This window comes from Methylobacterium sp. Leaf465, from assembly GCF_001424705.1.
In the GTDB taxonomy this organism is placed as follows: Bacteria; Pseudomonadota; Alphaproteobacteria; order Rhizobiales; family Beijerinckiaceae; genus Methylobacterium.
On record NZ_LMRA01000048.1, the window covers coordinates 48028 to 74123 of the forward strand.

Genomic DNA, 26096 nt, shown 5'->3' on the forward strand with positions numbered 1-26096 from the left:
CAAAAAGCCGTTCGAGGCGATTGCCGGGCCCGCATGTCGATTGCGAGCGACCTTGGCTTGCGCTAAATCCCCTTGGAACAAATCAAGATGATGCCCAAGGGGACGCCCACAAGATGGCTGATACCAAGACCGTGTCCGGCGCACATTACAGCCCGGCGATGGATGAGAAGACCCACGAGCAGACCTATCGCGGCTTCGTTCGATTCGTAGAGATCGGCACCGGTGTCGTGCTGTGTTGGGTTCTGGCCCTGGCGGTCGGCGGTATCCGCGAGGCCTGGCTGACGGCGATCTTCGGTGTGATCCTCTCCGGTATCGCCGGTGCGGTGGGTGCTCTCGCCCCCGCGATCGGCTGGAAGGCCCCCCTGGCGGTCGGCATCCTGCTGGCGCTGTACCTCGCTTTCGCCTGATCCCTCTCCAACCACAACTTGACTGATTTGCGGGTCGCCTTCGGGCCGTCCTTTAAGGAGCATTCCTGCATGCGCATCGCTATATTATCGGAAACCGATCCCGCGGAGCCGCGGGTCGCGGCGGTGCCAGAGACGGTCAAAAAGTTCATCGGCCTCGGGGCCGACGTCACCGTCCAGTCTGGTGCCGGTCTGAAGGCCGGCGTTCGGGATGCCGATTACGAGGCCGCCGGGGCCTCCATCGCCGGATCGGCCTCCGAGGCCGCCGGGTCCGCAGACCTTGTTCTGAAGGTCCGGCGTCCCTCGGCCGAGGAGATCGCCCTCTTGCCGCGCGGCGCCACGGTCATCGCCATCATGGATCCGTACGGCCACGAGGCCGAACTCGGCGCCATGGCGGAGGCCGGTCTCGACGCCTTTGCTATGGAGCTGATGCCCCGCATCACCCGCGCGCAGGTGATGGACGTGCTGTCGTCCCAGGCCAACCTTGCGGGTTACCGCGCCGTGGTCGACGGCGCGTCCGAATACGGTCGTGCCATGCCCATGATGATGACCGCCGCCGGAACCGTACCGGCCGCCCGCGTCTTCGTCATGGGCGTCGGCGTTGCCGGCCTCCAGGCTATCGCAACGGCCCGCCGGATGGGCGCGGTGGTCACCGCCACCGACGTGCGCCCGGCCACCAAGGAGCAGGTCGAATCCCTCGGTGCCAAGTTCGTCGCGGTCGAAGATGAGGAGTTCAAGCAGGCCGAGACTTCCGGCGGATACGCCAAGGAGATGTCGACCGAGTACAAGAAGAAGCAGGCCGACCTCGTCACAACCCACATCGCCAAACAGGACATCGTCATTACCACGGCGCTGATTCCGGGCCGGCCGGCGCCGAAGCTTGTCTCGGAGGCGATGGTCGCCTCCATGAAGCCCGGCTCGGTCCTGGTCGACCTTGCAGTCGAGCGCGGCGGCAACGTCGAGGGCGCCAAGCCCGGCGAAGTCGTGGTGACCGACAAGGGGGTGAAGATCGTCGGCCATCTCAACGTGGCCGGCCGCCTCGCGGCGACGGCCTCCAGCCTCTACGCCCGCAACCTCTACGCCTTCGTCGAGACCCTGGTCGACAAGGAGTCCAAGGCCCTGGCGGTGAAGTGGGACGACGAACTCGTCAAGGCGACCAACCTGACCCGCGACGGTCAGGTCTCGCACCCCTCGTTCCAGCCCCAATCCTGATCCCGCCGGAGGATACGATGGCTATGCTTCCCCCCGATCAGGCCGCCGAGCAGGCGCGCGCCGCCGCCGCCGCGGCCCGAACTGCCGCTGACATCGCGCAGCAGCACGCGCTCCAGGCGCAGAAATACGCCGACGGCCTCGGTCACGGCCTCAGCGCCGTGACTCACGGAGCCGTCGACCCGACGGTCTTCCAGCTCGCGATCTTCGTCCTGGCAATCTTCGTGGGCTACTATGTTGTCTGGTCAGTCACCCCGGCCCTGCACACGCCGCTGATGTCCGTCACCAACGCGATCTCGTCGGTCATCATCGTCGGCGCCCTGCTCGCCGCCGGCGTGCCTTACGTCGAGCACGGCACCGGCTGGGCCCGCTTCTTCGGCTTCGTCGGCATCATCCTCGCCAGCGTGAACATCTTCGGCGGGTTCCTTGTCACTCAGCGCATGCTCGGCATGTACAAGAAGAAGGCCTGAGACATGTCCCAGAACGTCTCATCCCTTCTCTACATCGTCTCCGGCGTCCTGTTCATCATGGCGCTGCGGGGGCTCTCGCACCCGACCACTTCGCGACAGGGCAACCTGTACGGCATGATCGGCATGGGCCTCGCCATGCTCACCACCCTGGTCGGCCATCCGCCAGCCGGGCTCGGCGCCTGGGTCATTGTCATCTTAGGACTCGCCATCGGCGGCGGTGCCGGCGCAGTCATCGCCAAGCGTGTGCCGATGACGGCGATGCCGCAGCTCGTGGCCGCCTTCCACTCCCTCGTCGGCCTTGCGGCCGTAATGGGCGCGGCGGCAACGCTCTACGCGCCGCAGGCGGTCGGAATCCTCGAGAACGGCCACATTCACAAGGAATCGCTGTTCGAAATGGCGCTCGGCGTCGCCATCGGCGCCATCACCTTCACGGGCTCGGTCATCGCGTTCCTGAAGCTCGATGGCCGTATGTCCGGCAAGCCGATCATGCTGCCGCAGCGGCACCTCATCAACATCGGCCTCGGCGTCGCCCTGGTGGTGCTAATCGCAATCTTCATCGGCAACGAGAGCAAGGCGATCTTTTGGCTGATCGTGCTGCTGTCCTTCGTACTCGGCGGCCTCCTCATCATTCCGATCGGCGGCGCGGACATGCCCGTCGTCGTCTCGATGCTGAACTCCTACTCGGGCTGGGCCGCGGCTGGTATCGGCTTCACCCTGGGCAACCTCGCGCTCATCATCACGGGTGCGCTGGTCGGATCGTCCGGTGCGATCCTGTCCTACATTATGTGCAAGGCGATGAACCGCTCGTTCGTCTCCGTCATCCTCGGTGGCTTCGGCGGTGACGCCGCAGCAACCGGCGCCGGTGGCGCTGTCGAGACCCGTCCGGTCAAGCAGGGCTCGGCCGACGACGCGGCCTATATCATGAAGAACGCCGAGCGCGTCATCATCGTGCCGGGCTACGGCATGGCTGTAGCCCAGGCCCAGCACAGCCTTCGCGAGATGGTCGATATGCTCAAGAAGGAAGGTGTGGACGTGAAGTACGCGATCCATCCGGTCGCCGGCCGCATGCCCGGTCACATGAACGTGCTGCTCGCCGAGGCGAACGTGCCCTACGACGAGGTCTTCGAGTTGGAGGACATCAACGGCGAGTTCCCGCAAGCCGACGTGGCCTTCGTGATTGGCGCCAACGACGTCACCAACCCGGCGGCCAAGACCGACAAAGCTTCGCCGATCTACGGCATGCCGATCCTGGACGTCGAGAAGGCCAAGACCGTCCTGTTCATCAAGCGCGGCATGGGCTCAGGTTACGCCGGCGTCGAGAACGAGGTGTTCTTCCGCGACAACACCATGATGCTGTTCGGTGACGCCAAGAAGGTGGTCGACAACATCCTCAAGAATCTCTGATGCGACCGCGGGCGATGGCCCGCGGGACCTTCCTCGAGGGGCCGGCGCATGTTCGCCGGCCCCTTTGTCGTTTCGGATGCAGTCCTGCGTCCCAGATGGCGCTATGATCCCCCCGTGTCAGCCGCCCTCGCCCTCGACGCGCCTCGCGCGTTCCTCGACGTCTCCCACTCGGTTCTCGGCCGGCCCTGGCGCGACCGCTGCGCCGATCCGGCCCTCCAGGCTTACGCGGCGACGATGGTGCAGGCGCATGGCCTGCCCGAGTTGCTGGCCCGGGTCCTGGCCGGGCGCGGCATCCGACCGGCCGAAGCGGAGGCGTATCTGCAGCCGCGAATGCGCGACCTGATGCCGGACCCGAACTGCTTGGTCGATATGGCGACGGCTACCGAGCGGCTCGCGCGCGCTGTTCTGACCGGCGAGCGAGTGGCGGTATTCGGAGATTACGATGTCGACGGTGCAGCCAGCGCCTCGCTCCTGGCCGGCTACCTGCGTAGCCTCGGCCTGATCGTCCAAGTCCACATTCCTGACCGAATCACCGAAGGCTATGGCCCCAACGTCGCCGCCGTCGAGGCTCTGCGGGAGGACGGCGCTACACTGCTGATCACCGTCGATTGCGGCACGAGCGGACACGCGCCCTTGGAGGCCGCAGCGGCAGTCGGCCTCGATGTCGTCGTCCTCGACCATCATGGCGCCCCAGAGCACCTGCCCCCGGCCCGTGCGCTCGTGAACCCGAATCGCCTCGACGACTTGTCGGGGCTCGGCCATCTCTGCGCCGCTGGGGTCGTCTTCCTTACGCTCGTTGCGCTAAACCGGCGCCTTCGGCGAGAACCGGAATTCGTCGATCGGCTGCCTGACCTCGCCGAGTCGCTCGACCTCGTTGGCCTGGCCACCGTCGCGGATGTCGTCCCGCTGGTTGGCCTGAATCGCGCCTTCGTCGTGCAAGGCCTTAAGGTGATGCGCGCCCGCGGCCGCATTGGTCTCGCAGCGCTTCTGGATGCTGCGTCTCTGACTGAGCCGCCAGAGGCCTGGCACCTCGGCTACCTTGTCGGCCCGCGCATCAATGCCGGGGGACGCATCGGGAATGCGGCTCTCGGGGCAACCCTCCTCACCACGGCCGACCCGGCCGAGGCTGTACGGATTGCGGCGGAACTCGATCGGCTTAATCGCGAACGTCAGGTCATCGAGGCGACAGCGGTCGCCGCCGCCGAGTCCGAGATGGACCACGCGCTCAGTCTCGATCCCGAGCAACCGGTGCTGGTGGTCGCGTCCACCGACTGGCATCCCGGCGTCGTCGGGCTCATCGCGGCGCGCTTGAAGGAGCGCTTCGGCCGCCCGGCCTTCGCTTTCGCCCTCCGGCCGGACGGCACCGCAACCGGTTCGGGTCGATCGATCGTGGGTGTGGATTTAGGGCACGCGGTCCGCACGGCGGTCGAGGCAGGGGTTGCCCTGAAGGGTGGCGGCCACGCTATGGCGGCGGGCGTCACGCTGCCTGGTCCGAACGTTACGGGTTTTCGCGATCACCTCACGGCTGTTCTGTCCGAGACCGTTGCCGAAGCACGCGCTGTCGAAGCGCTTCAGGTGGATGGCGCAATGAGCGCAGGCGGTGTCACCGCCCAACTCGTGCGCACGATTCACCGGGCCGGCCCATTCGGATCCGCGGCCCCGGAGCCGACCTTCGTCCTGCCGCGACACCGCATCGTGGACGCCGCGGTCGTCGGTCATGGGCACGTTCGAGCCCGTCTGCGAAGTCGGGATGGCCAGGCCATCGGCGCCATTGCATTCCGTTCGGCACAGGGTCCTCTCGGACAGGCAATCCTATCCAGCGTCGGCCGAGAGGTGCATGTCGCTGGGACGCTGTCCGTGGATACCTGGCGTGGCGCTGAGCGTGCCCAAATGCGCATCTGCGATCTCGCATATTTCGATTGAGCGATGCGGTTGACTCCCGCCCGGGCGGTCATCATAAGGACGGCGCGCCGTCGAAAGACGGTCGGTTTGGGGGAATGTCCCGAGCGGCAAAGGGGGCGGACTGTAAATCCGCTGCGTAAGCTTCGTAGGTTCGAGTCCTACTTCCCCCACCAAATCTTTACCGAGATCCCGAAACTCTCCGGGATGTCTCTAGCCTCGGCGACCTGTTACAAAGGTCGGCGATGCGGGTGTAGCTCAATGGTAGAGCAGCAGCCTTCCAAGCTGAATACCCGGGTTCGATTCCCGGTACCCGCTCCATCCGATTTCTGAATCCGACGCCGCTGAAGCGGCATGAAAACTTCTCCATCGTTTGCCGAGGGTCCGAACGAGGCCGATTGATCGGTTGCTTGGTGCGGGTTGGCTCGCGCGACGACGTTTTGCGTTGGCTTTCCAGCGGTTGATATCGACGGATGGGGATGTCCTCTCCTGGCGAACCAAGGGGGCGAAGCGGCGAACCCTCCGTGACGATCTCGACACATCGGCGCGCGGCCGTCGCATCGATCAGCCCTTCGTCCACGTTTCTGCCCAAATCGCGTACGCCGCACCTAGGCTTTGGTACACCTTGGACACGGGCGGGCGTGGAGGAATCGCTTCGTGCAGCGGGAGCGCCTACCTTTGCCCCAGAGGAGTTAGGAACAAAATCTGCCCTGTGCGCCCTCGCACACCCTGGCACGATTTCGCCACGGTTCAGACTTAGCCGTTGAACGTAGAGCGGCGAAGTGTCGAGGACCCGGTAAACCGGACGTTTACGGTTTTCGGCAACCTTGCGTTCACCATGATCCGTGCCCCGCGCGCGAATGGATAGAGGGTGAGACCACCGTGGGTAAGCTTCTGCGGAACGGCCGGACGACCCATCGCCCCGGCTCTTGGAAGCGGGCCGGACGTCTGACCGTCTTCGGTGCCAGTTTCGGTCTGGCTCTGGCGGGTGGAACCCGCGGCACCCAGGACGCCGTCGCCAACGGTGATACGCGGACTCTTTCGATTTATCACACCCATACCAAGGAAAGCCTGACGGTCACCTTCAAGCGCGACGGACGCTACGACAGGGCGGCTCTGGAGCAATTGAATTGGCTCTTGCGCGACTGGCGATCCGATGAGCCGATCAAGATGGACCCTCGCCTGTTCGACACGGTCTGGGAAGCCTACCGGTCGGTGGGTTCGCAGGAACCGATCAACGTCGTCTCTGCCTATCGCTCGCCCGGCACCAACGCGATGCTGCGCCGGCGATCCAAGATGGTCGCCGAGTACAGTCAGCACATGCTCGGCAAGGCGATGGATTTCTACCTGCCGGATGTGTCGATCGACCAAATCCGGGCCATCGGCATGCGAATGCAGAGGGGCGGCGTCGGTTGGTATCCCCGCTCCGGCTCCCCCTTCGTGCACCTCGACGTTGGCTCGGTCCGCTCATGGCCGCGTATGACGCACGATCAGTTGGCCCGTTTATTTCCGGATGGAAAGACCGTTCACCTGCCCTCGGACAATCGCCCCCTGCCCGGCTACGAAATGGCCCGTTCCGAAATCCTCTCGCGCGGCGGAACCGTTCTTGGGGTCACCGAGGTGGCGCAAATGGACGAGGACGACGGGCAGAGCATCAAGGGGTTCTTTGCCAGCCTCTTCGGCGGCGGCCGCGCGCAAGATACCGCACCGCCCGTGCAGGCAGCGACGAAAGCGTCGGAGCGAGCCCGCGCGAGGACGGCAGCCGTGGTGGTCGCCAGCGCCGATCCCGAGGACCCGGTCGGTGCGCGCACGGCGCTCGCCTACGCGGCACCCGCCGCGGATGAGGCCCTCAAAAGCAATTTCCTTCGTCGCGACGGCCGTGACGCCCAGAGCCTCCTGACCAGCGAAACGCCCACAACTGCAACGTCAGCCTCGGATACGGTCGCTTCTGTGGCCCTGCCGCTGCCGCCCCGTCGTCCGGCGGAATTTGCAGCGGTGACCGCCGCCCTGACGATGCCTCTACCGCCCCCACGGCCCGTCGTACACCTTGCCGGCCTCGGCAATGCCGGCATGGCCAATCTCTCCCCGTCGATACCCCCCCGTGCAGCCCTTGTGCCAGCCAATGCCGATCCGCGAACGCAGCTCAATGCTCTCTTCGTGGCGGCTGCCGCGAATGTCGAGCCCGCGAGTCGTGCGGCGCCGGTGAGGCTTGCCAACGCGAAGGCAAAGCTCGACGGAGCGCCGACCGCGATTGTCTTGCCGCAAGCCGGCGTCGCCACCCGCTTCTCGGCCCGAAGCCCCGGCGACGACCTCGCGGCCTCGCGATTTACTGGCTCGGCCACACGCGTCGTACCCGGCACACGCTGATCGCGACGCGGTCACTTGCCCGTAACGCGACAGATTCGCTTTGCATCCCGCTCGAGGTGGGAGGAACCGCCGACGGTCCTCGGACGCGAGCGCACGAACCGGTAGGTCGCGACGCGGCGGAGTGAGGCTCGGGACTGACCGTGGAGGTTGTCCACCAGAAGCGCGACGGGCGTTCGCATTGCGAGAACCAAGAGGGTAGTTCGCTGCCACGGACCATGTCGTCCGCCCCTGAAATATCTGCCCCGAACACAACCTTTGGCTGGGCCGGTATTTTCCTTGCCGATGCCAAAAATTTATAAAATGTCTCACCAATCAGAAGCATCGCGACAGACGATCAACCGAACAAATCTTCACCGAACAGCCTGGAGGTAAGTTAAATTATCATCGAACCCATAGTCCAAAATGAAAGGTGAAACTGATGTCAGTCTATCAAACTGATTAATCTGAGCGCTTTCATAGGACGATGTTCAAATGCGTAATTTGTAAAAAGATATTTTTCAAAGACTGGCAGAGCATTCTGCAATTATGAGCTTTAATTTCGAGGGGAATCCGGCTTTCGCGAAAATTTTTATTGTGTGCAAAAGCCTCGCCGATCCGCCAAATGGGGTATGCCATTCCGAATTCATTTCAAAGACAAGGAGGCGTCTGCGGCGTTGGAAGGATCAGGCAACCTTTCGATGAGGACCGCAATAGCTTAAACGCTCAAGGAAGGCGGTTCTTGATGTTCACGGTAAGTGCAAGCTTCCTGCTGGCGGGCATTGCTCTGGCCGCCGCTGCCCAGGCCTCGCCGCGGCTTCGGAGTACCTTGGAATGGGCTGGGGGTACGCTGCTCATTGCAGGCCTTGGTCTTCTCGGCGCAGGACTCCGTTTGTTCCGATAACGTGCCGGTCGGCGGGCCCGGTAAGCCGATCGCTCCGGGATGTACCGAACGGGACTCCCGACCCGGCTGCCCTATGTGCAGGACATGACACGCATCCACATCCGCACGCTCGGGATGGCACTCCTGATCGCCCTTAGCCCGATACGCGCTTTGGCCTCGGGAGACGCACCGGCCTTCCTGCTTGTCGGCCTCGATGGCAAAACGTTCTTCGCGCCGGATGGCAGCCGCAACGGTCCGAACGGGAGTGATGCCGTTGGGATCATCGACGCCAGTGATGAGGCACATCCTCGCTTGATCCATACCCTCCCTCTCGACAACTCGGTGTACGGACCGCCGACGAACCTGCGGGTCACGCCGGACGGACGTCTCGGTTTGGTCGCAAGTTCGGTGCTGATGCACCAGGACGGTACCGCTTGGTACGCTCACGCGGACAATCGCCTGCATGTCATCGATCTGACCGCGACGCCACCGCGCCTCATTGAGACAGTCGAGGTTGGACAGCAACCCTCCGGTATCAGCATTTCGAGGACCGGAGATCTCGCGCTCATCGCCAATCGCAAGGGACGCAGCGTCACCGTTCTCTCAATCCTTGGCTCAAAGGTTCGGCCGCTCGCAACGATCGATGTGGGCGATGAGGCTGCGGCGGTCGCCTTCGCGGCGAATGGACGGCGCGCCTTCGTCGCAAAGAACAAAGCGGCGCGTATTGGCGTCCTGTCGATCAATGGCACTTCGGTGCGCTATGAGCCGGATTACGATATGCCCGTTGGCGCAGGGGTCTACGGGCTCGATGTGACGCCCGACGGAACGCTCGCGCTCACTGGGAACACCGGACAGGAGCCAAGCGACGGGCACGCCGATACCATCAGTGTCATTCGCGCCGATGGTCGACGCCCGGTCGTCCTCGATCACCTGGGAATCGGCGACACGCCGGAAGCACTGGTGATCGCGCCGGACGGCCGACATGCCGCCGTCTCGGTCGTCCGGGGGTCGAGCGCAGCACGTGGAAGCCCGGGCTATACGCCGACTGGCGCTGTTGCGTTGCTGTCCCTCTCGTCACAGAGCGTGCAGATGACGTCCCAGGCGGAAGCGGGCGCCGTCACGCAGGGTGTCGCATTCAGTCCCTCCGGCGATTACATTTATGTCTGTAATTACGTCGACCGGAACTTGGGCATCTACCGCATCTCGGGCGATACCCTGATCGATACGGGCAATCGCCTATCGCTTCCCGGCCAACCCGCGTCTCTGGCCGGACGATAGGATCGTCGATGCCGAGGGATGCACGCAAAACCTCACTTCAGCCGCTTCTCCCTCGCCCGAGACAAAGCCATGGCTGACGAACCGGCGCAGTCCGCTCGAAGCGTTCACTATGTGGGGTTTCGCGATGATCGCTATTGGAACGCGTACCGTCTCTTCGGCGGTCCCCGGATCATCCACCGGCGCTGGGACTTCTACGCCACGCGCGACGTCGGTCCCAACGATATCGTAATCTTCGCGCAAGGTGACGACGCCCAGCCGATCACCGATCGGAACGCTACGGACCTCGATGAACGTTGGCTCTAGAACCCGTCGAATACCCAGCCACGGGGTTGATGCAACGACCGCCGAGGTCACGCGCCGTCAAGGGGGAGCGTAACCTCGACAAGGCGCGAGGCGGTGACTTAAGCAGCCTGTTTGCGGCCCTTGGTCTTCGGCGGGACCTCTTCGTCTTCGTTGCGGTTCGCAACCTGACCGAGGCCGATTGACTTCGCGAGTTCCGAACGCATGGCGGCGTAGGACGGGGCGACCATCGGGTAATCGGCCGGGAGGCCGTAACGCTGCCGGTAGCTGTGGGGATCAAGGCCGTGGCTGCTGAGGTGACGCTTCAGCGTCTTGTAGCTCTTGCCGTCGAGAAAGCTGATGATGCCGTCCGGCATCACGGATTTGCGGATCTGGGCGGGCGTCGGCTTTTCGGGCGCAACCTCCTCGGCGGTCTGGGCGGCACCGGTGACGAGGCCGTTGAGCGCGGCGTGCACATTGCGGATCAGATCCGGTAGATCGGTGGTCCGGACTGGATTGTTCGATACATACGCCGCGACGATGTCGGCGGCGAGATCGACGAAGTCGGTCGTTTGAATTTCGGTGCTTTCGGACATGCGTAATTTTCTTTTCCCTGTGCCCCCAAGGCAGCAGATCGCCCATTCGTAGACATTTATCAAGCGCCCGAGGCCAAATTCGGCGATGAACATGCCTGACATGCGCATCACAGATAAGAGATGTCCACAACAGAGACGCTGCATGCGGAAGCGTACTCGCGATTATTGCTTGTGTGCTCGGCCACGTCCGCCGGCACAACCATCGGGCCGCGGTGGATAGGTCGAGCGTTGTCCATACTGCCCGATCCGATGTGGAATCGCAGCGATTTCCGGTTTGTCGCGTGACGCCGCCACGCCCAGAACTCCTTGGCATCGGGGCTTGCTACCGGCCGGTTGCGGTCTGATCCTGCACGATGCTGTCCTGACGCGCCTGACGCTCCCCTTGCCGACGCCCGAGCCAGAGACTGTTCAGAAGCCATGCCACGGACAGCGGGACCGCCGTCACGGCGACAGCGGTCGAACCGAGCCCCAGAGCGGCGATCCCGGCGAATGACCAGGCCCCGACCTGATCACCGACGCGATACACCACCGTGTCGATGAAGTTCTTCGCCTTATAGCGATCCTCTCGCGGTACGACCGTGAACAGCACCTCACGGATAGGCCGTGCAATGGCGAAGTTTCCGGCGCGTCGCAGAACCTGGAAGAGCACAATGGCGGTGATCGTCGGCGAAACGGCCAGGACCGCGAAACCCAGGATGCTGGCCGCTGGCAGGACGGCCAGGGCCGGCCCCACACCGATCCGGCGCACGATCCGTCCGGTCAGGAAGAATTGCACGCCAAGAGTGAGCGCGTTCACCAGCAGATCCACGCTTGCGAAGAAGGCCGTCTGCGCACCTCGATCGGGAAAGCTGCGCTTCGCGATGCCGGCTTGTTCGAAATACAGGAACGTCGATGTGGTCGAGAACAGCAACAGGAACAGACTGATATTCAGAAGGTAGGGTGACCGGAGCGTCCGCGTGATACCCGCGAAGGCGCTGCCACCGATGGCCTCGGCGGCCGGTGCATCACCGGCGGTTGGTGCCTGACGCAGGCGGTCCGACAAACGGGCGAGTCCGCGCATGCTGAAGACCGCCGCCTCGAGAAGGACTGCCGCGCCGGTCAGGAGGGCCCAGGTCGGCACGTCGCGAGCGAGGATGGCGGTGGTCGCCGAGCCCGCGATGGCCCCGAGGGTCGCCCCGGCTGCGATGAAACCGAACAGCCGCTTACCCTGCTCCGTCGAGAAGACATCGACGATGGTAGCCCAAAAGACCGAGACGACGAACAGGTTGAAGATCGACAACCATATGAAGAACGCACGGCCGATCCAGATATTCCCTTCCGGACCCGCGAGGTACAGAGTAGCGGCGAAGACGAGAATGTTGGCCGCGAAGAACCGATAGGTGAGCGGTACGAACCGCGCCCGCGGCAGCGTTTTCACGAGCCAGGCGAAGGGCAGGTTAAGAGCCAGCATCCCCACCAAAGTGCCCGTGAAGAGCCAGGGCAGATTCTCGATGCCGCCCGCCAAGCCCATCTGGTCGCGGATGGGACGGAGCACATAATAGGCCGCCAGGATCGAGAAGATGTACGCCCACGACCAGGCAAGTGCCGGTGCCTCGCCCGGCCGCATATCGACGAGGCGCCCAAGCCAAGCAGCGGCCTGCTGACCCGCCGGCACTTTGGGTGATGCGCCGGCGGACGTTTCACCACTCAAGGTGTGACACCCAGGCGCGTGCGCAGGTCCGGAGCGGTAAGTTCGAGCCCGAAGCCGGGCGAGCCCATGGCGAAGCTGTCCGCCGTCCTGAGAGGTCCGACGACCACCGGATCGAAGCCCGCATCGGTGACGAGCTTCGACACTTCCGCGACGGACTGAGGGTCGTCACCTGCGAGGGGGATCGCCATCCGGCCCCCTTCGCGGTGAGCGTTCTTGGCGAACACCTTGTAATTCGCCGCGTTGAAGGCACGAACGATGTGGGCGCCAATCAGGTACTTGGCCGAAACGGCTGCGATGCCGCTCGCCTGGACCTCGCCGTAGACCTCGCCGTCGCGGGCTTGGGTGGCGTTACCGGCATCGATGACGATCTTGCCCTTCAGGGCGGCACCGTGATCCTGCGCGATCTGTGGATACGCCTTATAGGGAACCGCCACCAGCACGACGTCGCCGAAGGCGATCGCTTCGGCCGGAGTCCCGGCGCGGGCCTTGGGTCCCAGCCCGTCGACGAGGCCCTTCAGGTCTTCTGGGTGCCGGGACGACAGCATTACCGGATGGCCGGCCCTAGCCCACAGGCCGCCGAGTGTGCCGCCGATATTGCCGGCACCGATGATCCCGATGCGCATCGGCTCCGATTCGGTCTGCGCCCAGGCGGAGCCGACTAGAGCGAAGGCGACGGCAGCGCCGGAGACGTGCGCGAGGATCGAGCGGCGTTTCACGAACTCAAAGTGCATCGACGAGGGCCTCCATGCGGGTGCGTTGCGCGGCATCGGGCAGACGGCCCCGTGCGGCGCCGAGGTTGTCCTCGACATAGGCCACCTTGGCCATGCCGGGGATCGGGCAAGTCACCGCTTGGTGCGCGAGGACGTATTTCAGGAAGAATTGGGGCCAACTCGCGCAGTCGAACTCCGCAGCCCAGGGTGGCAGCGCGCGCCCTTGCACGGCCTTGAACAGGCGATCGCGCCCGAAGGGAACGTTGACCATCACGGCGGTCCCGCGCTCCTTTGCCAGGGGCAGGATGCGCGCGGCAGCGCTGCGATCGTCGAGGGCGTAGTTCACCTGGATGAAGTCCAGGGTCTCGCGCGTCATCAGCGCTTCGAGATCCGCAAGCTGACTGTCGCGCCAGACCGTTGCGCCGAGATACCGGATCTTCCCCTGCGCCTTCTGATCGCGAAGGGTCGCGAGATTTGCATCCGGATCGATGAGGTTGTGGACCGCGATGAGGTCGATCACCGATGTCTTCATGCGCTGGAAGGATCGCGCGATCTCCGCCGCGCCGGCCTCCCGGCCCGGCGTCCCGACCTTGCTGCACAGGAACACCTTCTCGCGCAGGCCATCCTGGCTGAGGATCAGTCCAAGCACGTCCTCGGCGGTGCCGTAGCTCGGCGCGGTATCGATGACCGTTCCACCGAGCGCAACGAACCGCTGGACCGCCTCGCGCAACGGCGCGATCTTCTCCGGCGTCGGTTCGACCTCGTAGCGACGCGACGTACCGATGCCGATCACCGGCAGGGTTTCGCCGGATGAAGGAATTGGGCGGCGGAGTAATCCGGAGAATTGCGCCGTCTCGGCCATCGCCCTGCGCTTCAGCGGACCTGCCGACAGAGGCAGAAGAGCGGCGCCGGCGATGACGGCGCGTCGATTGGGATGCATCGGGGCACGAACTCCAGCGAGGCGAGCGTCCGGACCATCTAGGGCCCGGTGCCGGACTTCGACATATCCACTGGCGCACGGATCGTGCCTGCGACGGCCGGTGGCGAAGGACGGCGTATCCGTCACGGGCCGGAGCAGCGGGCGATGCAGGGCGGCGTCAACGTCGCGCACGGAAGGTCCGTGCATCGACCTCCAGCGCCTTCATCCGCGAGGCCAGGGTGGTCGGCCGCAGGCCGAGCAGTTCGGCGGCGCCCCCCGGGCCGAAAACCTTGCCGCCGGCCAGGGTCAGGGCTCCCTCGATCTCGGAGCGGTCGCGGGCGCGCCGCTCAAGCTCCGTCAACGGGTTCAGGATCGGCAAGGCCATGGCGACGGCGTCACGGCCGCGCGGCGGTAAATCGACTTCCGGCAAGTCGAGATGGAGCCGCCCACGCACCGCGAGGATCGCCCCCCGCTCGATCACGTTCTCCAGTTCGCGGACGTTTCCCGGCCACGGATAGCGGCTGAGGCGGCGCGCGTCGCCTTCCGTGAGCCGCGGCTCGGCGATGTTGAGCCGCCGCGCCGCGCCCTTGAGGAAGTGCTGGGCGATCAACGGAATGTCCTCGGGCCGCTCGCGCAAGGGACTCGCGGCGATCGGAAAAACGTTGAGGCGAAAATACAGGTCCTCGCGGAAGCGACCGCGCCGCACCTCCTCCCGCAGGTCGCGATTGGTGGCCGCGATCAGCCGGACGTCGACCGCGCGGGTGCGCTCCTCTCCCACCCGCTCGAAGGAGCGCTCCTGCAGCACCCGCAGCAGCTTGCCCTGGAGGTCCAGGGGAATTTCACCGACCTCGTCAAGGAACAGCGTGCCGCCATCGGCGAGTTCGAAGCGCCCGACCCGGTCGCGGACGGCCCCGGTGAAGGCGCCCTTCGCGTGGCCGAAGAACTCGCTTTCGAACAGCTCTCGGGGCACGGCGGCGCAGTTCACCCGGATCAGGGGGCGATCGGAGCGGCGGCTGGCCTCGTGGATCGCTCGCGCGATCAGCTCCTTGCCGGTGCCGGATTCACCAGTGACCAGCACGGTCGCGTCGGTGCCCGCCACCACGTCGATCTGGCGAAGGGTCGCTTCGATGGCGGGTGAGCGGCCGATGATGCCCTGGTGATGGCTTTCGAGGCGAATTTCTTCCTTGAGGTAGGCGTTCTCGAGCTCCAGGCGCTCACGCAGGGAATCGACCTCGGCGAGCGCCTGACGCAGCCGCTCGTCGGCCTCGCGCCGGGGGCCGACGTCGCGGAAGACGATGACGGCGCCGAGGAGTTGGCCTCGGTCGCGGATCGGCGTCGATGTGTATTCCACGGGGAACGCGCGTCCGTCACGCCGCCAGAACACCTCGGTGTCGACCTGATGCACGACACCGTCGCGAAACGCCGCGTAGATCGGGCAATCGTGATGGTGATAGTGCGCCCCGTCCGGATGCGTGTGATGCACCGTGGCGTGCATGTCCCGCCCGACGAGGTCGGCGGCGGTCCAGCCCAGCATGCGCTCGGCGGCTGGGTTGACGAAGGTCGTCACCCCCTCCGCGTTGACGCCGTAGATGCCCTCCCCGGCCGCCCGCAGGATGAGCTGGTTCTCGCGTTCGAGATCGCGGAAGACCCGCTCCATCCGCTGCCACTCGGAGAGGCCGGCCCGCATATGGGCATCGGCCTGCGCATCCACCTGGCGCCGACGGCGCGCGTCGAGGTCGGCCAGCGTCACCAGCATCAGCGGTGGGTGGCCGAGGAGGAGCGAACCGGCATATTCGAGGCGCAGGGCCTTGTCTGCACCATGCCGCGGCGTCAGGGCGTCGGTCCACCAATGGCCCTTGGCCTGGACCGCCTGCGTGAACACGATCAGCGTCGGGAGCTGGCCCGGATGCAGGACGCTCGCCGGCAGGCCGCGCAGCACGGTGGCGGGATATCCGAGCAGATCGGCGGCCGCCGGGTTGGCATCCGCAACGCAATCCCGATCCGGGTCGAGGACCAGCATCGCCTCGCGGCTTTCGCGAAACGCGATGCCGAGATCGAGCGGAGCGGGCGGAGCGGGCGGAGCGGGCGGAATCGTCATCTGCCCTTATGTTGTTACGAGATCTCGTTGCGCAACCACGATCTTTCGTGAACCACGAGATTTCGTGTTCAGGCCCTATGAGGTCAAGCACTTGCTTTCACTAAACAAACAGTCGTTTTCGATCCTGGCATGGGGGTTGCTCATAAGTGTGCAGTTTCCAGTGGCGAGGCGACCATGGCTTTGTTCGACAATCCCTTCGATGCCGCCCGACGCCTTGGCCGAGGCGGCTGCTCCTGCGGCGCTCACCGTTCGCAGGGTGAACACGATGCGGCCCAGCCGACCGGCGACGCGGCCCTGCAGCGGGTGGTCGACGGGACGGTGATGCGGGCGCTGTTTCCCCACGATGCGGAGCGGCGGGCGTTCCTGCGCAGCGTCGGAGCCGCGACAGCCTTGGCGGCCGTCAGCCAGTTCCTGCCCACCCGCCTGATCGCCGAGGCCTTTGCCGAGGGCGCCAAGCCCGAAAAGACCGACCTGAAGATCGGCTTCATCCCGATCACCTGCGCCACGCCGATCATCATGGCGAAACCCATGGGCTTCTACGAGAAGCAGGGCCTGAACGTCGACGTGGTGAAGACGGCCGGCTGGGCGGTGATCCGTGACAAGACCCTGAACCGCGAATACGACGCCGCCCACATGCTGGCGCCGATGCCGATCGCGATCTCGCTGGGCGTCGGTTCGAACCCGCAACCCTACACGATGCCGGCGGTGGAGAACGTGAACGGCCAGGCGATCACGCTCGCCATGAAGCACAAGGACCGGCGCGACCCGAAGGACTGGAAGGGCTTCAAGCTCGCGGTGCCGTTCGACTATTCGATGCACAACTACCTGCTGCGCTACTACCTCGCGGAGGCCGGCATCGATCCCGACACGGACGTGCAGATCCGCGCCGTGCCGCCGCCCGACATGGTCGCGAACCTGCGGGCCGACAACATCGACGGGTTCCTGGCCCCCGATCCCGTGAACCAGCGCGCGGTCTATGACGGCGTTGGCTTCATCCACATCCTGTCGAAGGAGATCTGGGACCGGCACCCCTGCTGTGCCTTCGCCGCCTCGCAGGACTTCATCACCCAGACGCCCAACACCTACGCGGCCCTGCTGCGGGCCATCATCGAGGCCACCACCTACGCCTCCAAGCCGGAAAACCGGAAGGAGATCGCCGCCCAGATCGCCCCGGCGAATTACCTGAACCAGCCCGTCACGGTGGTGGAGCAGGTTCTCACCGGCACCTTCGCGGACGGCCTCGGCAACGTGCGCAAGGTGCCCGACCGCGTCGATTTCGATGCCTTCCCGTGGCAGTCCTTCGCCGTCTGGATCCTGACGCAGATGCAGCGCTGGGGTCAGATCAAGGGCGATGTCGACTACGCGGCGGTGGCCGCCAAGGTCTATCTCGCCACCGATGCCGCCCGGCTGATGAAGCAGAACGGGCTTACCCCGCCCGAGACCACCAGCAAGACCTTCGCGGTCATGGGCAAGACCTTCGATCCGGCCAAGCCGAAGGAATATCTCGCATCCTTCAAGATCAAGCGGGCGGGTTGAGCCATGGCCACCAGCCTGTCCCTCCGCGCCGGCCTCGTCTCGCTGGGCCTGCTGCTGGCGTTCCTGCTCACATGGCAGATCGCGGTCAGCGGCACGGGCAAGACCGAGGCGATGGACCCGGAATACGCCGCCCTGATGGGCGCCAGCGCCACCACCGGCAAGTCGGCGATGCCGGGGCCCCTCGATGTCGGGGCGACGATGTGGAAGCACCTCAAGGACCCGTTCTACGACTGGGGGCCGAATGACAAGGGGCTGGGCATCCAGCTCGCCTACTCGATCGGCCGTGTGGCGCTGGGCTACGGGCTCGCCGTGATCGTGGCGATCCCGATCGGCTTCCTCATCGGCATGTCGCCCCTGATGGGCCGGGCCCTCGATCCCTTCATCCAGCTCCTCAAGCCGGTCTCGCCTTTGGCCTGGATGCCGCTCGCCCTCTATACGATCAAGGATTCCGGGCTCTCGGCGATCTTCGTAATCTTCATCTGCTCGCTCTGGCCCATGCTGATCAACACCGCCTTCGGCGTCGCCGGGACCCGCCGGGAATGGCTGAACGTCGCCCGCACCCTGGAGGTCGGACCCTTCCGCCGTGCGGTCACGGTGATCCTCCCGGCAGCCGCCCCCACCATCCTCACCGGCATGCGCATCTCCATCGGCATTGCCTGGCTCGTCATCGTGGCGGCCGAGATGCTCGTGGGCGGCACCGGCATCGGCTACTTCGTCTGGAACGAGTGGAACAACCTCTCGATCACCAACGTGATCACCTCGATCCTGGTGATCGGCCTCGTCGGCATGATCCTCGACCAGTTGCTGGCGCAGGCACAACGCCTCGTCACCTTCCCGGAGTGAGCGCCATGACCGCCCTCCTCCCGTTCCGCTCCAAATCCTCGGACAAGACCGGAGACGCCCGCATGTCGTCCCAGACCATGCCGTCCTCGGAAAAATTCATCTCGATCGAGGGCATCGCCCGGCGCTATCCGGCGCCGGGGGGCAAGAGCACCACCGTGTTCGAGAACCTGTGGCTGCCCATGCGCCGGGGCGAGTTCGTCTGCATGATCGGCCATTCCGGCTGCGGCAAGACCACGGTGCTGAACATCCTGGCCGGGCTGGAGGCGCCGAGCGAGGGCGTCGTTATCGCCGACGGGCAGGCCATCGAGGGGACCAGCCTCGATCGGGCGGTGATCTTCCAGGGCCACGCGCTCCTGCCCTGGCGCACGGTGCTGGGCAATGTCGCCTACGCGGTCGCGTCGCGCTGGCGCAAGGCGCCCCGGGCCGAGGTCGAGGCCAGGGCCCGCAAGGCCATCTCGACGGTGGGGCTCGCCGGGTCCGAGCACAAGCGGCCGTCGGAACTGTCGGGGGGGATGAAGCAGCGGGTCGGCATCGCGCGCGCTTTGGCCATCGAGCCCAAGATCCTGCTCATGGACGAGCCCTTCTCGGCCCTCGACGCGCTCACCCGGGGCACGTTGCAGGACGAGGTCCGGCGGATTTGCGTCGAGACCGGACAGACCGTGTTCATGATCACCCACGACGTCGACGAGTCGATCTACCTGGCCGACCGCATCGTGCTGATGACCAACGGCCCCCAGGCCAAGGTGGCGGAGATCGTCGAGAATCCGCTGCCGAAGGTCCGCGACCGCACGCAGTTGCATCATGCGCCCGGCTACTACGCGCTGCGCAATCACCTGATGGACTTCCTCGTCAGCCGCTCGAAGACGCTACGGGACGCGATGCCGGCCGGTTACGACCAGCGCCACCCGCCCGTGATCCGCCCGAGCCTCAGCGAGGCCGATGCCACCGCCCTGTCGGCGGACGCGCCCCCCGCCCGGCGCGCCTGACCTTCCCTCACCCACTCGCCACGGAGACCCAAGCCATGAAGCGCGAAGACCTCACCGAGAAGCTGCTCGACATCAAGCGCGAGAAGGGCTGGACCTGGAAGTACATCCAGGATGAGATCGGCGGCATCTCGCCGATCCTCATCACCGCCGCCTGCATGGGCCAGATGAAGCTGCCCAAGGCCCAGGCCGCCAAGGCCGCTGCCTTGTTCGGCCTCAGCCAGTCAGAGGAGCGCATGCTGAACGAGGCGCCGTTCCGCGGCTCGATCACGCAGATGCCGCCCACGGACCCGCTGATCTACCGCTTCTACGAGCTGGTGATGGTCTACGGCACCACCTGGAAGGAACTGATCCAGGAAGAGTTCGGCGACGGCATCATGTCGGCGATCGATTTCAACATGACCATGGAACGTGAACCCAACAACAAGGGCGACCGGGTCAAGATGAATCTCTCGGGCAAGTTCCTGCCGTACAAGTACTACGGCAACGAGGAAGGGGTCCCGGATTACGGCTTCAAGGAAGGCTGATTGGAGCGAGGCCGTTCGGCCTGCGCGTGAGCGGCCTCGACGCATCGTTCTGTACTCTGGCTTTCATCAGGCCATCGCGGATCCCCGTGGGGCGTGACGGCACGGCCATCCGTGAAAGGCAGACGATTGCGAGCCTGACAGCTTCGGCATTCCGGGGCGCCGCAGGCGAGCTCGGACACGAAGGGGCGCGGCCGGAGGCGTGCGTTCCAGAACCGCCGACGCGTGGAAGGTCTGCACCTCCTGCGTGTCTGGATCCCGGGCTCCGCTGCGCGGACCCGGGATGACGTGGTTCTGTGTGCGACCTCGCTGGAAGTCTCGGACCGGGACGGTCCCACAACGCCCGGGTGCCGTCCGGTCTCATTCCATCGTGGGCGCGAGCTTCTTGACGCTTTCCACGTCCTCGCCGAGCCAGGCCGCGTTCTTGGCCGTGCCGTCGAAGGTGGCGGAAGTCTTGAACAGCTCGTACTTGCCCTGGAGCGCGTAGGGCTTGCTGCGCTCCAGAAGCTCGGCGACGGTCGCCCTGTCCATGGGCTTGAAGGTCTTCACCGCCTCGAAGGCCTGGTCGAGGTCGCGCTGGCTCTCGATGCCGGTGATCACCACGGTGGTCGGTAGGTTCAGGGAGAAGTGCAGGTATTCCAGCGGCTTGATCGGCGCGTCGCTCTTCAGGATGACGCCATCGCCGAAGGTTTTCATGCCGAGGGCCGCAATTCCGTGCTGGACCAGGTAGGGCAGCACGAGATGCCCGAACGAGCGGAAATGCGCGTCCATCACGTTGAGCGGCATCTGCACGGAATCGAACTGAAATCCGCGCTCCTCGGCGACTTCGAGCATCTGAAGGTGGATGCGCGGGTCCTTGTGGCCGGTGAACCCGATGTAGCGCAGCTTGCCGGCCTTCTTGGCCTCCACGAAAGCCTCCATGGCGCCGCCCTCGGCGAAGACCCGGTCCGGATCGTCGAAGCGCAGGATTTCATGGTGCTGCACGAGGTCGATGCGATCGGTGCGCAGGCGCTTGAGGGATTCGTCGATCTGACGCATCGCCTCCTGCTTGGTGCGACCGTCCATCTTGGACATCAGGAAGACCTTGTCGCGGTAGCTGCTCTGCGAGAGGGCGACCCCCATGCGCAGTTCCGAACGGCCGCCGTTGTAGTCCCAGCAATTGTCCATGAACGTGATGCCGCGTTCGATGCCGGCATGGATGAGGCGGGTCGCCTCGTCGTCGGAGACCGCGTTCTTGCCGAGGTGGAAGCCGCCCATCCCGATCGCCGAGATCTTCTCGTCGTGGCGACCAAAGGACCGGTACAGCATCTCGCCCCGGCGCTCGCCCGGATCGCTGAGCAGAGGCAGGTCGGCCGGGTCCTTCGGCCGGGTGTTGGGCAGGCCGGGGGCGGTCACGGCCGCGCTGGCGCTGCTGGTGGCGGCGAGTCCGGCGCCGGCTGCGGCGCCCTGGAGAAAGCTGCGGCGTTCCATGTCTGCTCTCCGGTGTGAAGGGGGGTGTTGCGGGATGCGTGCGGCATGTCAGGCCGCCGTCCCCTCGACGCGATTGGCTTCCGAGAGGGTGCGGGCGGCCTGGAGCAGGCGCATCGCCGCGCAGGCGGCCCCGTAGCCGTTGTCGATGTTGACGACGGTGATCCCGGGGGCGCAGCTCGCCAGGATGGCGTCGAGGGCCGTACGGCCGCCCTCGGCCACCCCGTATCCGACAGAGGTCGGCACCGCGATCAAGGCGCTGGCGACGAGGCCGCCGACGACGCTCGGCAGGGCCGCGTCCATGCCGGCGGCCACGATGAGAATCGGATGAGCGCGAATTTCGTCGAGCCGGGTGGTCAGGCGCCAGAGCCCGGCGACCCCGACATCGGCGAAAAGGGTCGTGGCATGCCCTTGATAGGCCAAGGTCCGCACGGCCTCCCGAGCGACCGGAACGTCGGAGGTCCCGGCGGCGACGATGCCGATCCGGGCCGGCCCGGTGAGCGGCCGGGCTCGCCCGAAGATCGCCGTGCGCGACACTGCGCAGTAATCGATCCGGTCCCGGTGATGCCCGGCAAGGGCCGCGTGCTTGTCGGCGTCGAGGCGCGTCAGCAGCAGCGGCGCGCCACGGGCCGCGGCGGCGTCCAGGATCGCGTCGATCTGCACCGGGGATTTGCCGGCCGCGTAGATCGCCTCCTCAAGGCCGATCCGCTCGGGTCGGGCGAAATCAAGGACGAACTCGTCGGAGACGCTCATCGGGCCGCTCCCGTCAGAAAGGCACTGCCGGTGCGGTAGGTCGTGAACCGCACCGGAGTCTCCGGCAGGTTTGCCGGGGCACCCGCGCGGATCTGCGCCGCCAGCGCGGTCTGGCGAGTGCCGTCCAGGGCAGCGAGGCTGACGGGGTCGAGCTCCACCACGATCCCGGCGGCCCGGACGCGGCAGCGCACGGCACGGCGCGGTCCGATCGCCGCCTCGAGGCTGCGACTCACCAGGCCCTCGACGGCGTGGATGAAGGCGAGGGTCTCGGGCTCGATTCGGATCCCGGTCTCGACGCGGCTCGACAGGCAGGGCGCCGCCGGAAGCTCCGCCACCGATCCGAGACCGAGCGCTCGGGCGAGCGATCGCACCGTGGCCTTGTCCAAGCCGGCCTCGACGTAGGGATGGCGGACGCCGTGCTCGCGCGCCGCGTCGAGGCCCGGGCGGTACTCGCCGAGATCGTCGAGGTTGGCGCCCGACACCATAATCCGGTCGGTGACCTGACGAATCCTGCCGTAGAGGTTGGTCTTGCAGAAGAAGCAGCGATTGACCGGATTGGCCCGGTAGTTCGGGTCGGCGAACTCGCCGGCCTCGACCACGCGCAGGGACCAGCCCGCCCGCGCCGCCTCGTCCCGGACCCGCTGCGTCGCCTCGACGGGCACCGCCGGCGAGGCCGCATGGACCATCAGCGCCCGGTCGACCCCGAGCAGGCGGTGGGCGGTCTCGGCAAGAGTCAGACTGTCGACACCGCCGCTGACCGCGACTGCAAGGGGTCCGATCGCGAGCAGGACGTCGTTCAGACGTTGCAAGACCTCGGGGCTCATGCCGCGCCTCCCGCCTCGTCATCTGCCCGGAGCGCCAGGGCCTCGGCGGCGCGGCGCAGGCCGGCACGGGTTGCGTGGATCTCCTGCGCGACCGCGTCGTCGGCCTCCGCCTTGGCGGTGCGCCCACCCGGCCGGTCGACCACCTTCACCCGCACGGTCTGACCCTCCACCGTGACCGTGTGCATCCGCCGCGGCAGGGCTGCGCCGGAGACGATGCGATGTCGCAGGCCGATCGTGGTGGTTTCGCGGAAGCAGGCTGCGATCGCCTCGTCCAGCGCGCTAACTCGGGCGAGCGCCCTCACGTGGGTCATCATCCGTCCCTTCTTGCCGAAGACCGGCATCTGGACGACGTCGAAGATGTCGGGGTGCCTGCGCAAGCGATCGAGGCCCATGCCGAGGTCCTCCGCCGATTGATCGTCCACCTCGAACTCGATCACGCCGAGGTCGCGGTGCTCGCCGCTCCCGTTCGACGTCGCCGCCTCGTACGCCACCGCGCGCAGGCAGTTGCTCAGGCCCGGCAGGACCTTCGTGCCGAAGCCGACGCCCGACCCCTTCAGGATCCGCGGCGCCGCAGGAATCGGCGGTGCGATATCCCGCAGGTAGCGCAGGATCGCGGCCCCCGTCGGGGTGACGCGCTCGCCCGGCACACCGTCGTCCAGGGTCTCGAAGCCCTCGACGAGGAGACTCGTGGCCGGGGCCGGCACGGGCAGCGGCCCGTGCTGGGTCTGGACCCGGCCCGAGCCGAGGGGCAGGGCCGACACGCTCCAGGCCTCCGCATCCAGGGCCGCGATCAGGTGGGCGGCCGCCACGATATCGGCGATCGAATCCCAGGCGCCGACCTCGTGGAACGCCACCGCCTCGACGGCGATGCCATGCACCCGCGCCTCGGCCTCGGCCAGACGGGTGAAGATACCGATCGCGTGGGCGCTGACGGTGGACTCGAGCGGACAGGCCTGCAGGTCCGCGCGAATCTGCGACCAGTGGCGATGCCCGTGACCGGCTCCGCCGACGGGATCGTGTCGGTGGCCATGCTCGTGCGCGTGATGGCGATGCGTGTGACCGGGAGCGACGCCGTCCCGATGCTCCGCACTGCGCGCGACGACGAAGCGGCGCCCGGCGAGGATGCCGTCGTTGTGTCCGACGAGTTTGCACGAGACCCCCGGCAAGGCGGCTCGGATGCTCCCCAGCACGCCGGCTTCCCGGTCGGGAAAGAGATCGAGAAGGGCGGCGGCGAACATGTCGCCGGCGACGCCGCCAAGGGCGTCCAGATGAATCTGCATGCGCGTCGTGTTCGTTGTCCCGTCACCGCGAGGAGCGAACGCGACATCGTTCGGAAAGGTCCGGCGGCAAGCGCCTCGGCCCGGAGACCGAAGGCCGCAGCGACGGTGCTCAGTCCGCCCGGATCTGGAGCGGGCCGACGATCTTCGCCCAGAACGAGCACCCGCACGGCAGCGGCTGCACGGTCCCTGCGGAGGACGGGGTTTCGCAGGTGAGCAGGTGCCGGAGCAGCCGCTCCATCTGCGCCACCTGATAGGGCTTCTGCATCACCGGGATGGCCTGGTAGGCGGGCTCGATGCCGGAGAGACCGTAGCCCGTCGCGAAGATAAAGGGGATGCCGCGCTTGAACAGGGCGTCGGCCACGGGATAGCTGCAGGTTTCCCCGAGATTCACGTCCAGGATCGCCATGTCGAGGTCCGCCCCGCGGGCCAAGTCGATCGCCTTGTCGAGGCGCATGGCGACCTCGACCTCACACCCCAGATCGAGGAGCATGTCCTCGCCGAGCATGGCAACAAGGCTCTCGTCTTCCACCAGTAGAACGCGCCGTCCCTGAAGGCCGCTCATCGGGCGGTCCGTCCGGTCACCCGTTCCTGCCCATGCCACCCGAGGGCGGTCAGCGGGATCCGAAGACGGCAGGTCACGCCTGTCGGCGCGAAGGTCAGGTCCGCGCTGCCGTCGAATTCCATCGGCAGTTGGCGCTCGATGAGCCGGCTGCCAAATCCCTTCCGCGTGGGCTCCGCGACCGGCGGCCCGCCCGTCTCGGTCCAGACGAGTTCGAGGCGCTCGCCCGACTCCCCCGGCTCCAGGGTCCAGGATACGCCGACCCGGCCTTCCGGGACGGACAGCGCGCCGTACTTGGCCGCGTTCGTCATGAGCTCGTGCAGCGCCATCGCGAGGGTTACGGCGACCTTCGGATGCAGGCGGGTGTCCGGGCCGACGAGGTCGAAGCGCGCCGTATCGACCTCGGCCAGAGCGTGCGGTGCGAGGGCGCCCTCGACGACGCTGCGCAGGCTCGCGCTCTCCCAGTTCTCGGCCGTGAGCACGTTGTGCGTGTTCGACAGAGCGACCATCCGCGCATCGAAGGTCTGGCGCACGGCGGCGTCAATGTTGCCCCTGAAGGTCTGCGCGGCGATCGACTGAACGGTGGCCAGCGTATTCTTGACCCGGTGGTTGAGCTCGTTGGTGAGCAGGCGCTGACGCTCGGCGGCCGCCTTCTCCTCGGTGATGTCACGCACCTCGATGATCGTGCCGATGATGCGGGTTTCGTCGTCGCGGATGGGACTGGCGGTGAATCCGACCGGGTAGAAATGTCCGTCCTTATGAACGAACACCTCCTCGCCGCGCTCCTGGTTGTTCTCCGGAAAGGCGCGGTCGATGACGCATTCCGCGAGCGGGAACGGGCGGCCATCCGGGTAGGTGTGATGGACGATGTCGTGCAGCGGGCAATCGCGCGCGAGCACCTCGGTCAAGCTGAAACCGGTGAGCAGTTCGGCGGCACGGTTCATGTAGACGCAGTGCTGGCGGTCATCCATCAGGAAGATGGCCACCGAGGCATTGTTCAGGACCGCGTTGAGTCGCCGCTCCGTTTCGTACAGCTGCGAACCGCGCCGCAGGGTCGTCAGGGTGGTCGTGGTCGTATCGAACGTCTGCATCGGTCCAAAACTCGGCACGAACGATCGTTTCCCGGAACGGACAGCGATGCCGCT

23 protein-coding genes and 2 tRNA genes are annotated in these 26096 nt (G+C 66.1%); 14 read left to right on the plus strand and 11 right to left on the minus strand.

What is annotated here, in order from left to right; all coding sequences use genetic code 11:
- Window positions 1-113 precede the first annotated feature (113 nt).
- The 10 genes from ASG51_RS22100 (at window position 114) to ASG51_RS22155 (ending at window position 10193) form a co-directional block, all read left to right on the plus strand.
- Window positions 114-407, plus strand: a complete 294-nt coding sequence (locus tag ASG51_RS22100) for an aa3-type cytochrome c oxidase subunit IV (RefSeq protein ID WP_056219345.1) — start codon at window positions 114-116, stop codon at window positions 405-407.
- Between the two features lie 69 nt (window positions 408-476).
- Window positions 477-1616: a Re/Si-specific NAD(P)(+) transhydrogenase subunit alpha gene (locus ASG51_RS22105; protein ID WP_056383072.1), complete on the plus strand. Its 1140-nt coding sequence runs from the start codon at window positions 477-479 to the stop codon at window positions 1614-1616.
- Between the two features lie 17 nt (window positions 1617-1633).
- Window positions 1634-2083: a proton-translocating transhydrogenase family protein gene (locus tag ASG51_RS22110; protein WP_056219337.1), complete on the plus strand. Its 450-nt coding sequence runs from the start codon at window positions 1634-1636 to the stop codon at window positions 2081-2083.
- Between the two features lie 3 nt (window positions 2084-2086).
- Entirely contained in the window at window positions 2087-3487 is a 1401-nt protein-coding gene (locus ASG51_RS22115; protein WP_056219333.1) for an NAD(P)(+) transhydrogenase (Re/Si-specific) subunit beta, read from the plus strand.
- A gap of 114 nt (window positions 3488-3601) precedes the next feature.
- Window positions 3602-5410, plus strand: a complete 1809-nt coding sequence (recJ, locus tag ASG51_RS23740; RefSeq protein WP_244480231.1) for a single-stranded-DNA-specific exonuclease RecJ — start codon at window positions 3602-3604, stop codon at window positions 5408-5410.
- A 68-nt stretch (window positions 5411-5478) separates the two neighbouring features.
- Window positions 5479-5562, plus strand: a tRNA-Tyr gene (locus ASG51_RS22135).
- A gap of 71 nt (window positions 5563-5633) precedes the next feature.
- Window positions 5634-5707: transfer RNA gene (locus tag ASG51_RS22140), tRNA-Gly, on the plus strand.
- A gap of 627 nt (window positions 5708-6334) precedes the next feature.
- A complete protein-coding gene (locus ASG51_RS22145; protein ID WP_056383262.1) occupies window positions 6335-7753 on the plus strand; it encodes a DUF882 domain-containing protein in 1419 nt (472 codons plus the stop codon).
- Between the two features lie 964 nt (window positions 7754-8717).
- Window positions 8718-9890: a YncE family protein gene (locus ASG51_RS22150; RefSeq protein WP_244480232.1), complete on the plus strand. Its 1173-nt coding sequence runs from the start codon at window positions 8718-8720 to the stop codon at window positions 9888-9890.
- A gap of 69 nt (window positions 9891-9959) precedes the next feature.
- Window positions 9960-10193 carry a hypothetical protein gene (locus tag ASG51_RS22155; protein ID WP_056383266.1) on the plus strand — a complete coding sequence of 78 codons (234 nt, stop codon included), beginning with the start codon at window positions 9960-9962 and terminating at the stop codon, window positions 10191-10193.
- Between the two features lie 98 nt (window positions 10194-10291).
- Here the strand turns inward: ASG51_RS22155 and ASG51_RS22160 are convergent, their stop codons facing one another.
- The 5 genes from ASG51_RS22160 to ASG51_RS22180 form a co-directional block, all read right to left on the minus strand.
- A complete protein-coding gene (locus tag ASG51_RS22160) occupies window positions 10292-10765 on the minus strand; it encodes a MucR family transcriptional regulator (RefSeq protein WP_056219319.1) in 474 nt (157 codons plus the stop codon).
- A 322-nt stretch (window positions 10766-11087) separates the two neighbouring features.
- Window positions 11088-12371, minus strand: coding sequence for an MFS transporter (locus ASG51_RS22165; protein WP_244479553.1), 1284 nt, complete (start codon window positions 12369-12371; stop codon window positions 11088-11090).
- Between the two features lie 80 nt (window positions 12372-12451).
- Window positions 12452-13222, minus strand: a complete 771-nt coding sequence (locus ASG51_RS22170; RefSeq protein WP_244480233.1) for an NAD(P)-binding domain-containing protein — start codon at window positions 13220-13222, stop codon at window positions 12452-12454.
- The gene (locus tag ASG51_RS22175; RefSeq protein ID WP_056383080.1) at window positions 13176-14105 is read right to left on the minus strand and encodes an aldo/keto reductase; all 930 of its coding nucleotides are present in this window, start codon (window positions 14103-14105) and stop codon (window positions 13176-13178) included. The genes ASG51_RS22170 and ASG51_RS22175 overlap by 47 nt, the downstream gene beginning before the upstream one ends.
- A 157-nt stretch (window positions 14106-14262) precedes the next feature.
- A complete protein-coding gene (locus ASG51_RS22180; protein WP_056383082.1) occupies window positions 14263-16182 on the minus strand; it encodes a sigma 54-interacting transcriptional regulator in 1920 nt (639 codons plus the stop codon).
- Window positions 16183-16356: 174 nt separating this feature from the next.
- Here ASG51_RS22180 and ASG51_RS22185 point away from each other — a divergent pair, with 174 nt between their 5' ends.
- From ASG51_RS22185 to cynS, 4 genes are read left to right on the plus strand one after another with little or no spacing between them, the layout of a single operon-like run.
- Window positions 16357-17718: a CmpA/NrtA family ABC transporter substrate-binding protein gene (locus tag ASG51_RS22185; RefSeq protein WP_056383083.1), complete on the plus strand. Its 1362-nt coding sequence runs from the start codon at window positions 16357-16359 to the stop codon at window positions 17716-17718.
- Window positions 17719-17721: 3 nt separating this feature from the next.
- Complete coding sequence (gene ntrB, locus ASG51_RS22190; protein ID WP_056383085.1) at window positions 17722-18561, plus strand: nitrate ABC transporter permease; 840 nt, start codon at window positions 17722-17724, stop codon at window positions 18559-18561.
- Between the two features lie 5 nt (window positions 18562-18566).
- Complete coding sequence (locus tag ASG51_RS22195; RefSeq protein ID WP_056383087.1) at window positions 18567-19547, plus strand: ABC transporter ATP-binding protein; 981 nt, start codon at window positions 18567-18569, stop codon at window positions 19545-19547.
- A gap of 35 nt (window positions 19548-19582) precedes the next feature.
- Window positions 19583-20071: a cyanase gene (gene cynS, locus ASG51_RS22200; RefSeq protein WP_056383089.1), complete on the plus strand. Its 489-nt coding sequence runs from the start codon at window positions 19583-19585 to the stop codon at window positions 20069-20071.
- Between the two features lie 357 nt (window positions 20072-20428).
- Here cynS and ASG51_RS22205 read toward each other — a convergent pair whose 3' ends face one another.
- From ASG51_RS22205 to ASG51_RS22230, 6 genes are all read right to left on the minus strand, one after another.
- Complete coding sequence (locus ASG51_RS22205; RefSeq protein WP_056383091.1) at window positions 20429-21538, minus strand: aldo/keto reductase; 1110 nt, start codon at window positions 21536-21538, stop codon at window positions 20429-20431.
- 48 nt (window positions 21539-21586) lie between these two features.
- A complete protein-coding gene (larB, locus tag ASG51_RS22210; protein WP_056219287.1) occupies window positions 21587-22288 on the minus strand; it encodes a nickel pincer cofactor biosynthesis protein LarB in 702 nt (233 codons plus the stop codon).
- Window positions 22285-23112 carry a hypothetical protein gene (locus ASG51_RS22215; protein ID WP_056383093.1) on the minus strand — a complete coding sequence of 276 codons (828 nt, stop codon included), beginning with the start codon at window positions 23110-23112 and terminating at the stop codon, window positions 22285-22287. The genes larB and ASG51_RS22215 overlap by 4 nt, the downstream gene beginning before the upstream one ends.
- Complete coding sequence (locus ASG51_RS22220) at window positions 23109-24392, minus strand: LarC family nickel insertion protein (RefSeq protein ID WP_056383094.1); 1284 nt, start codon at window positions 24390-24392, stop codon at window positions 23109-23111. The genes ASG51_RS22215 and ASG51_RS22220 overlap by 4 nt, the downstream gene beginning before the upstream one ends.
- Window positions 24393-24501: 109 nt before the next feature.
- The gene (locus tag ASG51_RS22225) at window positions 24502-24954 is read right to left on the minus strand and encodes a response regulator (protein WP_056273055.1); all 453 of its coding nucleotides are present in this window, start codon (window positions 24952-24954) and stop codon (window positions 24502-24504) included.
- Entirely contained in the window at window positions 24951-26042 is a 1092-nt protein-coding gene (locus ASG51_RS22230; RefSeq protein WP_056383096.1) for an HWE histidine kinase domain-containing protein, read from the minus strand. The genes ASG51_RS22225 and ASG51_RS22230 overlap by 4 nt, the downstream gene beginning before the upstream one ends.
- Window positions 26043-26096: the final 54 nt, after the last annotated feature.

Coding starts and splice junctions, on each gene's coding strand:
- ASG51_RS22205 (WP_056383091.1), bottom strand. CDS start 21,538: ATGGAACGCCGCAGCTTTCTCCAGGGCGCCGCAGCCGGCGCCGGACTC.
- ASG51_RS22220 (WP_056383094.1), bottom strand. CDS start 24,392: ATGCAGATTCATCTGGACGCCCTTGGCGGCGTCGCCGGCGACATGTTC.
- ASG51_RS22105 (WP_056383072.1), top strand. CDS start 477: ATGCGCATCGCTATATTATCGGAAACCGATCCCGCGGAGCCGCGGGTC.
- ASG51_RS22110 (WP_056219337.1), top strand. CDS start 1,634: ATGGCTATGCTTCCCCCCGATCAGGCCGCCGAGCAGGCGCGCGCCGCC.
- ASG51_RS22165 (WP_244479553.1), bottom strand. CDS start 12,371: ATGCGGCCGGGCGAGGCACCGGCACTTGCCTGGTCGTGGGCGTACATC.
- ASG51_RS22180 (WP_056383082.1), bottom strand. CDS start 16,182: ATGACGATTCCGCCCGCTCCGCCCGCTCCGCCCGCTCCGCTCGATCTC.
- ntrB (WP_056383085.1), top strand. CDS start 17,722: ATGGCCACCAGCCTGTCCCTCCGCGCCGGCCTCGTCTCGCTGGGCCTG.
- ASG51_RS22185 (WP_056383083.1), top strand. CDS start 16,357: ATGGCTTTGTTCGACAATCCCTTCGATGCCGCCCGACGCCTTGGCCGA.
- ASG51_RS22175 (WP_056383080.1), bottom strand. CDS start 14,105: ATGCATCCCAATCGACGCGCCGTCATCGCCGGCGCCGCTCTTCTGCCT.
- ASG51_RS22160 (WP_056219319.1), bottom strand. CDS start 10,765: ATGTCCGAAAGCACCGAAATTCAAACGACCGACTTCGTCGATCTCGCC.
- ASG51_RS22215 (WP_056383093.1), bottom strand. CDS start 23,112: ATGAGCCCCGAGGTCTTGCAACGTCTGAACGACGTCCTGCTCGCGATC.
- ASG51_RS22170 (WP_244480233.1), bottom strand. CDS start 13,222: ATGCCGCGCAACGCACCCGCATGGAGGCCCTCGTCGATGCACTTTGAG.
- ASG51_RS22115 (WP_056219333.1), top strand. CDS start 2,087: ATGTCCCAGAACGTCTCATCCCTTCTCTACATCGTCTCCGGCGTCCTG.
- ASG51_RS22155 (WP_056383266.1), top strand. CDS start 9,960: ATGGCTGACGAACCGGCGCAGTCCGCTCGAAGCGTTCACTATGTGGGG.
- ASG51_RS22225 (WP_056273055.1), bottom strand. CDS start 24,954: ATGAGCGGCCTTCAGGGACGGCGCGTTCTACTGGTGGAAGACGAGAGC.
- larB (WP_056219287.1), bottom strand. CDS start 22,288: ATGAGCGTCTCCGACGAGTTCGTCCTTGATTTCGCCCGACCCGAGCGG.
- ASG51_RS22150 (WP_244480232.1), top strand. CDS start 8,718: ATGACACGCATCCACATCCGCACGCTCGGGATGGCACTCCTGATCGCC.
- ASG51_RS22230 (WP_056383096.1), bottom strand. CDS start 26,042: ATGCAGACGTTCGATACGACCACGACCACCCTGACGACCCTGCGGCGC.
- ASG51_RS22100 (WP_056219345.1), top strand. CDS start 114: ATGGCTGATACCAAGACCGTGTCCGGCGCACATTACAGCCCGGCGATG.
- cynS (WP_056383089.1), top strand. CDS start 19,583: ATGAAGCGCGAAGACCTCACCGAGAAGCTGCTCGACATCAAGCGCGAG.
- ASG51_RS22195 (WP_056383087.1), top strand. CDS start 18,567: ATGACCGCCCTCCTCCCGTTCCGCTCCAAATCCTCGGACAAGACCGGA.